At 66.7% G+C, this 13,640-nt stretch carries 12 protein-coding genes; 4 read left to right on the forward strand and 8 right to left on the reverse strand.

The window, feature by feature from the left end; translation table 11 throughout:
• The first annotated feature begins 70 nt into the window (after positions 1-70).
• Together CEY11_RS04035 and CEY11_RS04040 are read left to right on the forward strand one after the other, a co-directional pair.
• Positions 71-2,320: a cyanophycin metabolism-associated ABC transporter gene (locus CEY11_RS04035; protein WP_233154713.1), complete on the forward strand. Its 2,250-nt coding sequence runs from the start codon at positions 71-73 to the stop codon at positions 2,318-2,320.
• On the forward strand, positions 2,304-2,807 hold the full coding sequence (locus CEY11_RS04040; RefSeq protein ID WP_088602093.1) for a cyanophycin metabolism-associated DUF1854 family protein: 504 nt from the start codon (positions 2,304-2,306) through the stop codon (positions 2,805-2,807). The genes CEY11_RS04035 and CEY11_RS04040 overlap by 17 nt, the downstream gene beginning before the upstream one ends.
• Before the next feature lie 33 nt (positions 2,808-2,840).
• Here CEY11_RS04040 and CEY11_RS04045 read toward each other — a convergent pair whose 3' ends face one another.
• Positions 2,841-4,016, reverse strand: a complete 1,176-nt coding sequence (locus CEY11_RS04045) for a hypothetical protein (protein WP_088602094.1) — start codon at positions 4,014-4,016, stop codon at positions 2,841-2,843.
• Between the two features lie 228 nt (positions 4,017-4,244).
• Here CEY11_RS04045 and CEY11_RS04050 point away from each other — a divergent pair, with 228 nt between their 5' ends.
• Positions 4,245-4,871 carry a LysE family translocator gene (locus CEY11_RS04050; protein ID WP_088602095.1) on the forward strand — a complete coding sequence of 209 codons (627 nt, stop codon included), beginning with the start codon at positions 4,245-4,247 and terminating at the stop codon, positions 4,869-4,871.
• Positions 4,872-5,033: 162 nt separating this feature from the next.
• Here the strand turns inward: CEY11_RS04050 and CEY11_RS04055 are convergent, their stop codons facing one another.
• The gene (locus CEY11_RS04055; RefSeq protein ID WP_088602096.1) at positions 5,034-5,345 is read right to left on the reverse strand and encodes a high-potential iron-sulfur protein; all 312 of its coding nucleotides are present in this window, start codon (positions 5,343-5,345) and stop codon (positions 5,034-5,036) included.
• A gap of 368 nt (positions 5,346-5,713) precedes the next feature.
• On the reverse strand, positions 5,714-6,316 hold the full coding sequence (locus CEY11_RS04060; RefSeq protein WP_088602097.1) for a GNAT family N-acetyltransferase: 603 nt from the start codon (positions 6,314-6,316) through the stop codon (positions 5,714-5,716).
• 238 nt (positions 6,317-6,554) lie between these two features.
• On the opposite strand from CEY11_RS04060, the gene CEY11_RS04065 reads away from it, so the two are divergent.
• Entirely contained in the window at positions 6,555-8,024 is a 1,470-nt protein-coding gene (locus CEY11_RS04065; protein ID WP_088602098.1) for a M20 family metallopeptidase, read from the forward strand.
• 106 nt (positions 8,025-8,130) lie between these two features.
• Here the strand turns inward: CEY11_RS04065 and CEY11_RS04070 are convergent, their stop codons facing one another.
• The 5 genes from CEY11_RS04070 to CEY11_RS04090 form a co-directional block, all read right to left on the reverse strand.
• Positions 8,131-9,087, reverse strand: coding sequence for a tripartite tricarboxylate transporter substrate binding protein (locus CEY11_RS04070; RefSeq protein WP_158215179.1), 957 nt, complete (start codon positions 9,085-9,087; stop codon positions 8,131-8,133).
• A 68-nt stretch (positions 9,088-9,155) separates the two neighbouring features.
• Entirely contained in the window at positions 9,156-10,619 is a 1,464-nt protein-coding gene (locus CEY11_RS04075; protein ID WP_088602100.1) for an NAD-dependent succinate-semialdehyde dehydrogenase, read from the reverse strand.
• A 152-nt stretch (positions 10,620-10,771) separates the two neighbouring features.
• On the reverse strand, positions 10,772-12,364 hold the full coding sequence (locus CEY11_RS04080; RefSeq protein WP_088602101.1) for a sulfatase family protein: 1,593 nt from the start codon (positions 12,362-12,364) through the stop codon (positions 10,772-10,774).
• Positions 12,365-12,415: 51 nt separating this feature from the next.
• On the reverse strand, positions 12,416-12,724 hold the full coding sequence (locus CEY11_RS04085) for a YdhR family protein (protein ID WP_088602102.1): 309 nt from the start codon (positions 12,722-12,724) through the stop codon (positions 12,416-12,418).
• A 71-nt stretch (positions 12,725-12,795) separates the two neighbouring features.
• A complete protein-coding gene (locus tag CEY11_RS04090; RefSeq protein ID WP_233154755.1) occupies positions 12,796-13,638 on the reverse strand; it encodes a halocarboxylic acid dehydrogenase DehI family protein in 843 nt (280 codons plus the stop codon).
• Positions 13,639-13,640: the final 2 nt, after the last annotated feature.

Genomic DNA, 13,640 nt, shown 5'->3' on the forward strand with positions numbered 1-13,640 from the left:
CCCACAGGGGCGGCCGGCGGGGGATCGCTCTACTTTCCATGGAGCCCCATATCTGGGGACGGATCATACTTTGAAAACGGAACCCATCCATGCCGGCGTCGGCGGCGTCCCGGAGCCCTGGCGCGCGTCCGTACAGTCGCAACTGGGCGACGGGGAAACGCTGCAGGCATGGATGGAAACCGACCTGGACACGCAACTGCGCTTTGCGCGCGGGCTGCTGGTGCTGACGCAGCGGCGGCTGCTGGCCTGTACGGCGCCGGGCGCGCCTTGGCAGGCCTGGCCCCTGGCGCCCGACATGACGCTGCGCCATTACGACCACGCCGGCGTCGGCAGCCTGGAACTGCAAGATTCCCATGCGCGCCTGGCGCATTGGCGCTACACCATGGCGCAGCAAGGTGCCGCGCTGCGCCTGATCGGCCGCCATGACCAGCTGCGCGAGGGCCGCGGCAATGCGGACGAAGCCGCCGCGCGGCCCGCGCAAACGGGGCCGGCCGGTGCGTCCGAGCCGCACGCGCCGCCCTCCACCTGGGCCCTGCTGCGCCTGTGGCGCTTCGCACTGCCCTACCGCCGCCAGTTGCTGATCGGCTTCACGCTGACCTTGCTGTCGACCGCCGCATCGCTGGTGCCGCCCTACCTGACCATGCCGCTCATGGACAAGGTGCTGATCCCCTTCCAGAACGGCATACCCATCGACTACGAGCTTGTGCGCCTGTACCTGGGGGGCCTGCTGCTGTCCTCGCTGGCCGCGTGGCTGCTGACCTGGGGCCGCACCTACATACTGGCCTGGGTCAGCGAACGCATCGGCGCCGACCTGCGCACCAGCACCTACCAGCACCTGCAGCGGCTCTCGCTGCAATACTTCGGCGGCAAGCGCACCGGCGACCTGATCGCCCGCATAGGCTCGGAATCGGATCGCATCTGCCTGTTCCTGTCGCTGCACCTGCTGGATTTCGCCACCGACATGCTGATGATCGTGATGACCTCGGCGGTGCTGCTGAGCATCGACCCGTGGCTGGCGCTGGCGACCCTGATCCCCCTGCCCTTCATAGGCTGGCTCATCCAGCTGGTGCGCGGCCGGCTGCGCTATGGCTTCGAGAAAGTCGACCGCGTCTGGGCGGAAATCACCAACGTGCTGGCCGACACCATACCCGGCGTGCGCGTGGTCAAGGCCTTCGCCCAGGAACGCCGCGAGGTGCTGCGCTTTCGCGAGGCCAACAACCGCAACCTGGCGGTCAACGACCGGGTCAATGCCGTGTGGTCGCTGTTCTCGCCGACCGTCACCCTGCTCACCGAGGCCGGCCTGCTGGTGGTGTGGGCCTTCGGCATCTGGATGGTGTCGCGCCAGCAGATCACCGTGGGCGTGCTCACCGCATTCCTGGCCTATATCAGCCGCTTCTACACGCGGCTGGACTCCATGAGCCGCATCGTCTCCTTCACCCAGCAGGCGGCGGCCGGCGCCAAGCGCATCTTCGACATCCTGGATCACGTCTCCAGCGTGCCCGAGCCGCGCCAGCCCGTTCACCTGCAGCAGGTGCAGGGCCGCATCGCCCTGCGCCAGGTGGGCTTCCGCTACGGCAACCGCATGGTGCTGCAGGGCATAGACCTGGACATCGCGCCCGGCGAGATGATCGGTCTGGTCGGCCACAGCGGCTCCGGCAAGAGCACGCTGGCCAACCTGATCTGCCGCTTCTACGATGCCTCGCAGGGTTCCATCAGCCTGGACGGGGTGGACATACGCTCGCTGCCGATTGCGGAATACCGCCGCAACATCGGCGTGGTGCTGCAGGAACCCTTCCTGTTCTTCGGCACCATTGCCGACAACATCGCCTACGGCAAGCCCGACGCCAGCCGCGCCGAGATCGTCGCCGCGGCGCGGGCCGCCCATGCCCATGAATTCATCCTGCGCCTGCCGCAAGGCTACGACTCCCTGGTCGGCGAGCGCGGCCAGGCGCTGTCCGGCGGCGAACGCCAGCGCATCTCCATCGCGCGGGCGCTGTTGATCGACCCGCGCATCCTGATCCTGGACGAAGCCACCTCGTCCGTCGACACCGCCACCGAGAACGAGATCCAGAAGGCGCTGGACAACCTGGTGCGCGGCCGCACCACAATTTCCATCGCGCACCGCCTGAGCACCCTGCGCCAGGCCGACCGGCTGGTGGTGCTGGATCGCGGCCGCATCGTCGAAGTCGGGCGCCACGACCAGCTGCTGGCACGCAACGGCGCCTACGCCAGCCTGTACCAGGCGCAGGCGCGCGGCGAACCGCCCGAATCCAGCAACGAAGACTGGGACGAGGAAGACGAAGATGCCGAAATCGCCTGAGCCGCACGCGGATCATCCGCCCACCGGGCGCGCGCTGGCGCTGCGCCGCAACCCCTACGGCCGGCTGGAACTGGAGCTGGACGGGAACCGGTACGACGGCGTGGTGCCGGTGCGCAGCTTTCCCGTCTCGGCGCCCGAAGAAGGCATCGCACTGGTGGGCCCGCGCGGCAAAGAGCTTGCCTGGATAGACCGTCTCGGCGAACTCGAGCCCGCCACCCGCCGCTTGATCCAGGAAGAACTCGCAAGCCGCGACTTCATGCCCGAGATCCGCCGCATCCGCCACGTCTCGGGCTTTGCCACGCCCAGCAGATGGCAGATCGAGACCGACCGCGGCGATGCCGTGCTGCTGCTCAGGGCCGAAGACGACATCCGCAGGCTGTCGGCCAACACGCTGCTGATCGCCGACTACCACGGCGTCCAGTACCTGGTGCGCGACATGGCGGCGCTGGACAAGGCCAGCCGCCGCCTGCTCGATCGATTCCTGTAGGCGCCCCGCGCCGCAAGGCTTGCCCCTGCTGGCTCAGGCCGCTTCCATCGGCATGACGGCACCCGGGAACACCAGCTCCGCGGTGCCGGGGCACAGGCAGCGCACATATTCGCGCGAGGCGTCCACGCAGCCGCCGTCGCGATACACCCCGAAAGGCTCGCGCAGCCGCAACATGCGCTGCAGGATCGCCGCTACTTCCCGCGGATCGCGCAGCGATTGCGCCACCCTGGCATCGACGACGTCCTCATCGACCTTGAGCTTGCCGTCGGCTCCCATATAGGTAGCGTTGCGCCAATGGAAGATTTCCACGCACTTGTCGGTAAAAGTGTAGTGCTGGCGCGGCTTCCAGAAATTCGAGAACAGCCCCTCGCCCAAATAGACCACCCACGACCCCTCGTAGCCTTCGGCGTTCGATGAAGGTTCGTCGGGATTGCGGAACCACAGGCGGTCGCCCGGCACGTAGTACCTGAAAGGCAAAGGCTGCTCGAGCGTGCCGTACTCGCGCAAGAACAAATCCTGGAATTCGATTGCCAATATGGCGCGCGTCTCCCATTGCCGCTGCAGTTCCGCCAGCAGCGGCGGATTGAACTCGGCCAGGCCGCGCGCGATGCCCAGCAGCACTACATATTCGGTGGCGCGGTAGCACGAGAACGAATACAGCTTACCGCCCGAACACTCGGGCTGTGTGGTCTTTTCCAGTGCGGGAATCAAGGCCTGGCCAGGGCGCAGCGTGAAGCCGCGCTGCTCGGTATATTCCTGCCAGCAATCCATGGGCCGCTCGGCCTCTTCGGTATCGAAGGCAAGCAAGGTCTTGCGCGCCGCCTCGACGGTGTGGCGGCGCACCCGCACGCTGCAGCGCAGCTCTGCGCAGCTCGGGTAGGGAAACGCCTGGGGCCCCAGCAGCATCGCCAGCAGGATCTCGCGTTCCAGGTCGGCAGGCTTGCCGTGCGTGTCCAGGCCCAGTGCACCGGCCAGCCCAAAGGTGTCGAAATCCGGAGCCCATAGCCGGGCCTGGTCTTCGCGCAAGCGGAAAGCCACGAACTCGCGGCCGTCCCGCGCTTCGCGCTGCTCCGTCACATGGCGATCCAGGCCCATTTCCGCCAGGTATGCCCGCACGGCACCGCTTTCGGCGTCCAGATCGAGCCCGGCCCCCCCCTGTAAACGTATGCCGCCGGACAGAGCTCCGGCATGACCATGGGCTTCAGACATAGGGGTACCTCTGCGGCACGGGAACGGGGGAACGGATAAGATGCGCAATCTTATTCGATTTCCTTCCCGCCCCAGCGATTTCCCCGCGTTTGCCTGCGCCTTTTTGCGCCGACTGTTTCCATAGCGCCACGGCCGATGCGGCGCTTGCTCGCAGTTTCGCGTAGCATCGTCTTTCATGCAGCATCCACGGTCACACCGAGGCGTACGCCCACCTGCCTGGAGAACGACATGATCGACCTGCCCACACTGGGAACCTTTGTCGCCGTAGTACTGGGCCTGTTCCTGATCCCCGGCCCGGCGGTGCTGCTGGTGCTGACGCGCACGATGCAGGGCGGGCGCAAGGTCGGTGTACTCACGGGGCTCGGCGTCGCGACCGGCGACGCCATCCATACCCTGTGCGCCGCGGTCGGGCTGTCGGCCCTGCTCATGGCGTCGTCGCTGGCCTTTACCGCGGTCAAGCTGTGCGGCGCGGCCTACCTGGTCTACCTGGGGGTGCGTGCGCTGCTGGCCCGCCCCGCCGACCCCGCGCTGCCGCGCATGGCGACGGTCACGCCTGCGCAAGCCTATCTGCAGGCCATACCCGCCGAGGTGCTCAACCCCAAGACCGCGCTGTTCTTCCTGGCATTCCTGCCGCAGTTCGTGCATCCCGGCCACGGCTCGACCCTGGCCCAGTTCGCCGTGCTGGGGCTGGTGTTCGTATCGATGAGCGCGCTCTACACGACCCTGCTCGCAGTCGCGATGCGCCCTCTGGGCCGCATGGCCGGGCGCCTGCACTGGCTCGTGCGCTGGCAGGGCAAGATAGTGGGAACGATATTCCTGTGGCTGGGCCTGAAGGTGGCCGCCCAGCACCAGTGATACGGATCTGCGATCGACTCGGCAAGCGCGTTCGCACAATCGCGCTGTTCCGCTTTGCCGCGCGACTTGTACTGCCCGCAGTCTCGCGCACTGTTTGCCCGTCGATGGCAAACCCGTAAAGCCGGGCCGCGGCCTGTGGCGGCCGCAACCCGATCGGCGGGATCAAGCCTTCTTGGTGTAGGCGCTGCACCAGCCCTTCACAGACACCAGCTTGCCGCCGAAGATCGGACAGGGCCCCCAGTCTTCGCCGGCCTTGCCCTGGAACAACTGGCAATTGCCGCAGTGCTCACCAGCCGTGTACTTGGGCTGCTTGGCCTTGTCGACCAGCGACGCATCGTGCTTGTAGCCCAGCGACACCGCCGTGGGATCGCTTTCCTCGACCTTGGCCGGCTCGGCCAGCACGCGGCCCGACAAGGCCGCGGCGGAAGCCAGCCCTATGCCGGCCGCCAGGAAAGTACGTCGAGAAGATTTCATTGCAGACTCCTTGCATAGCCACCGCGCCGGCTCGCGGCCGGTAGCGTGATGGCCGGCCGCCGGCGCATGCAAGACACACGCCACCCGCCGGTCGGGTTAACTCCCAAGGCGGCATGTCTACATATGATTCCAGGTACTACAGGCCTGCCTGCTTCTTCTCCTTTTTTATAGTAGGAGTCCGGGAAGGTGAATACAAGTCGGGCCGCGGAGGTCGGGCTGCGGGGCGGGGCTGCGGCGGCCGGAAGCAAATAGTCAGGCTGGCTTTTTTATGACTCGCGAAATGTCCGCTTTGCTCGCAGCGTAGCGGCTACATGAGCTGGCCCACACGAGCCATACCTACCAACCCCACCCCACCACACCAGACCGATCTATGCCGCGGCATTGCGCCGCAGGCGCTCTTGCAACAGGGCCTGCACCTCGGGCCACTCCGCGTCGATGATGCTGAAGCGCACGGAGTTGCGCTTGCGGCCATCGGGCATGATGCGCTCGTTGCGCACGATGCCTTCCTGCCTGGCCCCGAGCCGCAGAATGGCCGCGCGCGAGCGCTCATTGAGCTCGTCGGTGGTGAACTGGACGCGCACGCACTGCATGGCATCGAAGGCATGCTCCAGCATCAGGTACTTGGCCTCGACATTGATGCCGGTACGCTGGGCCGAGGCCGACAGCCAGGTCGACCCGATCTCGAGCTTGCGATTGGCCGTATCGACCTTCCAGAAGCGCGTACTGCCCACGATACGGCCAGTGTCCTTGCGCACGGTGACGTAGGGCATGACACTGCCTTCCGACTTGCGCGCCAGCGCCGCCGCGATGTACTGGCGCACCGTCTGCGGCCCCGGCACGACCGTCACCTTCAGGTTCCACAGCTCGCCATCGGCCGCCGCCTCCAGCAGGGCGCCTTCGTGCTCGGGGCCCAAGGGCCTGAGCTCGACCAAGCGGCCGCTCAGGGTAGGTTGGAAAATACCGTTGCTCATAATGCCCTTGCCCGTGGTTTGACGTAAATGGCGTAAGTTTTCAAGGCGCCGAAACGCCGGGCGGCCGCGGTGCACGGGCGCTCGGCGGCGCTGCAGCCGAAGCCGCTGCCGCTGCCGCAAAGCATAGGCCTCTTCAACAAAACGCAACCCAGGAACACTAGGCGCAGCGGAAGCCCATGTCAACACGGCGGTGACAAGCGTAAAATTTGCCTGTATCGTCCCGACCGAGGCCTCAGCCATGAACGCACGCATTCCCCAGCAGGCACTGCTCGAACAGCTGGATCCGCAGGCCCTGCGCGACTTTGTCGACAGCAAGTGGGACGACGAGATCGTGCCGGCGCTGCAAGACTACATCGCCGTGCCCGCCAAGAGCCCGGCCTTCGACGCGCAGTGGGCCGAAAACGCCTATATCGACCGGGTGGTGCGCGACGCCGCCCAGTGGATCGAAAAACAGAAAATCCACGGCCTCGTCCTGGAAGTGCTGCGCCTGCCAGGGCGTACCCCCGTCATCTTTTTCGAGGCCCCGGCCACCCGCAGCGGCCTGGGCGACACTGTGCTGCTTTACGGGCACCTGGACAAGCAGCCCGAATTCACCGGCTGGCGCAGCGGCCTGGGCCCCTGGACGCCGAAATACGACGGCGACAAACTATACGGCCGCGGCGGCGCCGACGACGGCTATGCCGCATACGCCTCCATCACCGCCATCCAGGCGCTCGACCGCCAGGGCGTGCCGCGGCCGCGCTGCGTCGGCCTGATCGAAACCTGCGAAGAGTCCGGCAGCTACGACCTGCTGCCTTATGTAGACGCGCTGCGCGAACGCCTGGGTAATGTGGCGCTGGTGGTGTGCCTGGATTCCGGTGCCGGCAACTACGACCAGCTCTGGATGACGACCTCGCTGCGCGGCCTGGTGGCCGGCACGCTGGAAGTGCAGGTGCTCGACGAAGGCGTGCACTCGGGCGACTCCAGCGGAGTCGTGCCATCCAGCTTCCGCATCCTGCGCCACGTACTAGACCGTCTGGAAGACAGCGCCACCGGCCGCCTGCTGCCCCAGGGCTTTCACTGCGAAATCCCCGCAGACCGCCTCGACCAGGCCCAGGCCACCGCCCGCATCCTGGGCGACGAAGTCTGGCGCCGCTTTCCCTGGGCCTGCGGCGCCGACGGCGGCTTCGTGCTGCCCATGACCGCCGAGCCACAGCAGGCTCTGCTGAACCGCACCTGGCGCCCGACCTTGTCGGTAACAGGCGCCGAGGGGCTGCCGCCGCTTGCCAGCGCCGGCAACGTACTGCTCCCGCGCAGCGCCTTCAAACTGTCGCTGCGCCTGCCGCCGCTGGTCGACGCCGCCACGGCCGTGCAAGAACTGAAAACACTGCTGGAGGCCGACGCGCCCTACAACGCCAAGGTCGTCTTCAAGCCCGACCAGGGCGTCGCCACCGGCTGGAACGCGCCAAGCACCGAGCCCTGGCTGGAGCAGGCGCTGGACGCCGCCTCGCAACAGTATTACGGCGCGCCCTGCGGCTACATAGGCCAGGGCGGCACCATACCCCTGATGAGCCTGCTGCAGACCGGCTTTCCCCAGGCCCAGTTCATGGTCTGCGGCGTACTGGGCCCACAATCCAACGCACACGGCCCCAACGAATTCCTGCACGTGCCCTATGCCAGGAAGCTGACGGCGGCGGTGGCCCAGACCATCGCGGCAATGCCACAGTAGCGCAGCCCGGCTGCGCCGCACCGGCGCCGAAGCCACCACCTATCGCGCCGCGGCGAGCCGTATCGGCGCAGGGCACGGTGGGCGGGGTCGCCGCGGCCCGCCCGCCTCAACGGGACGGTGCCACTCCCTTCAGCAAGCCGTGGCTCTTGGAATATTCCTCCTTCATCACCTTCTTGAACTGCTCGCCGCTAAGGTACGCCGGTGCCGCCTGCAGGCTCTTCAGAGTCGACAAATAATGCGGCGAATTCACGCCCGCGGCGCAGGCCTTGCCGAGTACGGCCTGCGCCTTGGAATCCAGGCCCTTGGGCGCGATCAGCCCGCCCATGATGGACCACGTCACCTTGTAGCCCAGCTCGGTGAAGGTCGGGGTGGAGGGCGCCTCTTTCAAGCGCGAGGCCGAAGCCACCGCGAGCTGCTTCAGATGATGCGCCGCGGCCACCGCGCTGGTGCCAAAATACACGTCCACGTGCTTGCCCAGCAGATCTATCACGGCCTGCCCTTCCCCTTTGTAGGGAATATGGGTCATGGAGATATGCGCCTGCTTCATGAAGTCCAGCGCGGCAAGGTGGGGCAGCGTGCCGGGGCCCACGGTAGCGAAGTTCAGCTGGCCGGGATGGGCCTTGGCGTACTTCACCACGTCGGCCAGGGAATTGAAGGGCGAGTCGGGGCGCACCACCATCAGCACCGGCACCGCATAAATGCGGCAGATGTACTCGAACGAATTCAGGGTGTAAGGCACCTTGTGCAGGTGCGGCAGCGTGGTCAGCGCGGCATCGGCAATCGCGCCAATGGTATAGCCGTCAGGCGCCATGCGCGCGATCGAAGCCGTGCCTATGGTTCCGCCCGCCCCGCCGCGGTTGACGACGACGATGGGCTGGCCCAGGGACTTGGACATTTCGGTCGCCAGCACGCGCGACACGGTATCGGTCATGCCGCCGGCGGGAAACGAAACGATCATGTCCACCGATTTGGCCGGGTAGGACGCGGCCGCGGCTGACGCCGCCATGATTGCAGTCGCCATGCCGGCTGCAGCCGCCGCGTATGCGGATTTGCGCAAGCTCATCTGATGATCTCCTTTGGAATGAATTTTCCGGCATGCCGCTATCATCGACGGCCGCGCCGGCGATTTTGTCAAAGCGCGGCCTGCGCCACGAACTTCGTGACCAGGTAGGCCCCCAGGCCTTCGGTTCCGCCCTCCGATCCGTAGCCGCTTTCCTTGATGCCACCGAACGGGGCCTCGGCCAGGGAAACGGCAAAACTGTTGACCCCCACCATGCCGGCCTCCAGCCCGGCCGACACCGCCATCATCGTCGCGGCCGAAGCGCTGAAGGCATAGGCGGCCAGCCCGTAGGACAAGGCATTGGCACGCTGCAGGGCCTCTTCCAGCGTGTCGAAGCGGGCAATCGGCGCCACAGGCCCGAAGGTCTCTTCGCGCATGGCCTTGGCATCGTCCGGCAATTCCGCCAGCACGGTGGGCTGCCAGAAGAAGCCGGGGCCATCGGCGCGCGCCCCGCCCGCCAGCACGCGCCCGCCACGGCCGGCCGCGTCGTCGACGAAGCCGGCCATGGCTGCCACGCGCCGCTCGTTGGCCAGCGGCCCCATGGTAGTCGAGGCATCGATGCCCGCCCCCAGCCTCAAGTCGGCGGCGGCATGCGTGAAAGCGTCCAGGAAGCGCTCGTAGGCGCCGCGCTGCACATAGAAACGCGAAGGGGCGATGCATACTTGGCCGGCATTGCGGAATTTGAAGGCGGCGCAGGCCTGTGCCGCCTTTTCCACGGCGGCATCGTCGAACACCAGCACCGGCGCATGGCCACCCAGCTCCATGGTGCAGCGCTTCAGGCCGTGCATCGCGGCCAGCGCCGCCAGGTGTTTGCCGACCGCGATCGAGCCGGTGAACGTGATCTTGCGGATCTGCGGCGCGCGTATAAGGAATTCCGATATCTCGGACGGCACGCCGAACACTACGTTCAGGACGCCCGCCGGCAGCCCGGCGTCGACGCAGGCGCGCGCCAGCTCGATCGCCGTGCCGGGGGTTTCCTCGGCCGGCTTGATGATGCAAGAGCATCCGGCCGCCAGCGCCCCGGCGATCTTGCGTGCCGGCGTCAGCGCCGGGAAGTTCCATGGGGTGAATGCGGCCACCGGCCCCACCGGCTGCTGCACCACCAGCTGCTGGGAATTATTGTTGCGCGCCGGAATCACGCGACCGTACAGCCGGCGCGTTTCCTCGGCATACCATTCGAATATTTCCGCAGAACCGGCCACCTCGCCCCGGGCCTCGGCCAGGGGCTTGCCCTGTTCCAGCGTCAGCATGCAGGCAATCGATTCCTGCCGCTCGCGTATCAGCGCGGCGGTCTGCATGAGCACGCGGCGCCGTTCGATGGCCGGGGTGCGCGACCAGAGCGCATAGCCTTCTTCGGCCGCAGCCAGCGCGCACTGCAGGTCCGCCGCGCAGGCGTGCGGCAGCCGGCCCAGCGGCTGGCTGGTGGCGGGATCCAGCACTTCTTCAAACGCGCCTTCGCCGCCGTCGACCCATGTGCCGCCGATCAGCATCTTGAGCCGGGAAAATTGCAGCCTTGCGTATTCCACAGGGGTCATGTTGGTTCCTATTCCGTTTCTATCGATTCGATCAACAAACTCAAATATGCGCCGGCCGCGCGGCGCAAGGGCGGCGTCGGGCGGCAGCCGACCCAGTACATTGTTCAGGCGCTTCGCGCCACGACGAAATGCCGCTACCAAAGCGCTAGGCCCTAGGCCCTGGCCGTAGGCAGGGGGCTGTCGTCGGCATACTCTTCCATCGTCTGCACCAGCAGATGCAGCAGCCGCGCCTTCACATCACTGGACTGCGGGTCGTCCCAAAGGTTGTGCAGCTCCAGTGGATCGTCGCGCAGGTCGTAGAGTTCGCCCCATTGCACGCCGCGGTAGACCGACAGGCGCCAGCCGTCCGTGACCAGGGTGCGCAGCCGCACCGGCCTGTCGAAGCCCATGAACGAGCGCTGATTGTCTTCTTCGACCAGCACCGCCGGCCGGCCTTGCGCCTTGCCCAGCATGACGGGCATCAGATCCTGGCCCTGCATGCCCTGGAAAGGCTGCAGGCCGGCGCGTGCCAGTACCGTGGCGGCTATGTCCACAGTGCCGGCCAGCGCATCCGAAGAGGCACCGCGCGCGTCCAGCTCCGGGTCGCTCCAGATGAACGGCACTCGGATCAGGCCGTCGTAATGAATCGGCCCCTTGAACATCAGCTGGTGGTCTCCCATATAGTCGCCGTGGTCGCTGGTGAAGATCACCACGGTATTGTGGTTCAGGCCCAGCGCCTCGAGGCTGCGCAGCACCTCGCCCACCGCGTCGTCGATCATCGTGATCGACCCGTAGGTCAGCGCGATCGCTTCGCGCACGTCCTGTTCGGACACGGCTTGCAGCATCCACGATTCGCGGTTGGCACGCCCCTCGTCGCGCTCGGCAATCAAGTGCGCGAGCGGCGGCGGCAGGGTTCCCACATTGGGGCGATACGCGGCCGGCAAAGGCATCTGGTCGGGATCGTACATGTCCCAATAGTGGCCCGGCGGCGTGAAAGGATGATGCGGATCGTTGAACGACACCTGCAGGAAGAAGGGCTTGTGCGGCTCCTGCGCCGCGTGGCGCTGCAGAAAGCCGATCGCCTGCTCTTTGATATAGGAGGTGGAATACAGTTCTTCGGGCACGGCCGTGCGCCAGGCCTGCAGCGCCGAGATCCCGCCCTTGGGCAGCGCATTTTCCGGCCCCACCAACTGATCCGAGCCCGGATGGCGTTGCTCGAGCCAGCGGCCGTAGTGTCCGTGCGCGCCATCGGCGTGCATCATCGTCAGGTGCACCTCCTCGAAGCCGTAATAGGGCAGCGTCAAGTCATGCCCGGGGTCGCTGCGCCACTTGACGATGCTTTCCTGGTCGTAGGGGCCGTCGCCGGGCAGCGCGTGCCAGGCGTCGGACAGCTGCTGCGGCGGCGCCTTGCGGGTGCCTGCGGCGCGACCCAGTATCGGCACGTCGCCCGTCATGGGCTGCAGGTGGATCTTGCCGCTGCAGGCCGTCGCATATCCCCCCGCGCGCAGCAGTTCCACGAAAGTCGTGGCCTGCAGCGGCAACGCAATACCATTGGAGCGCACCTTGTGCACCGACGGCATGCGCCCGGTCATCAACGTGGCGCGATTCGGCATGCACACGGGGTTGGACACATAAAAGCGCTGCGATCGCCAGCCGCGGGCGGCGATGCGGTCGATGTTCGGCGTGCGCACGATGGGGTTGCCGTAGCAGCCCAGGTGGTCGGCGCGATGCTGGTCAGTGATGATGAACAGGAAATTCGGCTGCATTGAAAAAATCCGCAATATGACGATATGAAAATGGCTTGGCGCCAATAGGCCCTAGGCAATACGCACAGACCTTCGCGCGTTGTCCAGCGACAGGGGGCAATACATCGACTCCACCGTGGGCGCCGAACCGAAGCGCTGCCGGATCGCCTCGGCGAACTCCGCGCCCAGCACGGCCTTGGCCTGCGCTTCGTTTTCCCACAAGTACACGCCGCCCGCCTGACGCCCGGGCCCGACGAAGTAATGCTTGGCCAGCAGGCCCGGTATCTGTGCGTAGCGTTCCGTGCTCTGCTCGAACATGCTCACCACATCCGCCTCGGTCAAATGGGGCGAGACCTGGAATTTCGTTATCGTCAGATGCATCTATGCTGCTCCTGTGTATCGGGTGGCTTACCGCGCACACCATCGCCATAGCGGGCGAGCGCGCGGGCCGGCTATTCCGGATGGCTCCGGGGCGGGCCGAAAGCCCTGGACAAGGCCATGCCTATGGGAATCATCTTGCTGATCGTGACGTCGGCGAACTGGCGCAGGCGCGCCCCGTACTGGCTGTAGAAGGCGTCGACCAGCGGTGCCATGGCCAGCGGCTGTGCCTGTGCGCAGCGCGCCGCCGCTATGCAGGCGTCCTCCCTGGCACGATCCAGCAGGCCTCGCTCGTTCAAAGGGCCGAGCACCCGCTCCACCTCGCGCAGCACATCGGGCCAGGCCGCCAGATGGCGATACAGGCTCGCCACCATGGCTGGCGTGCCGGGCTCGGCATAGGCGTTGAGCCGATGGATGCGATCAAGCTCGCGCTGCTGCAGCTCCCGGAATTCGGGCAGGCGCGGGATGGCGGGGCGACCAGGCTTTTGCACCGTACTGCGCGTGAGATCTGCGGGCGCGTCGGCCTGCGCGGGATCCGCCTGCGGCGCCGCCTGTACGCCGCGCGGCCCCAGCAGATGCTGCAGCGCGACCCGGTTCAGGCTGTTCGCCTCGTTGTACATGCCCACCAGGCTGGCGGCGGCTGCGCGCGCTTCTCCCGGCACATCCTCCATGCACGCCACCGGCCAGCCTTCAACCTGGGCCGCGATCTCGCGGCGCAGCCGGGCAGCCTGCGCGGCCAGCTCGCCCGAGGCGAAGTGCGGCCTCAGTGCGGCCCATACGCAATCCAGGACGGCCGGTGTGGTGGCCAGGTGGCGATAGATCAGGTTGACGAAAGGCACGCCCAGCACTTGCCGGATGTCGGCGTAAAGTGCGGCGACCCGGCCCTCGGCCTGCGTCTCTGCGACTTCTGCGATCATGG

This window comes from Candidimonas nitroreducens (genome assembly GCF_002209565.1).
Lineage (GTDB): Bacteria > Pseudomonadota > Gammaproteobacteria > Burkholderiales > Burkholderiaceae_B > Candidimonas > Candidimonas nitroreducens.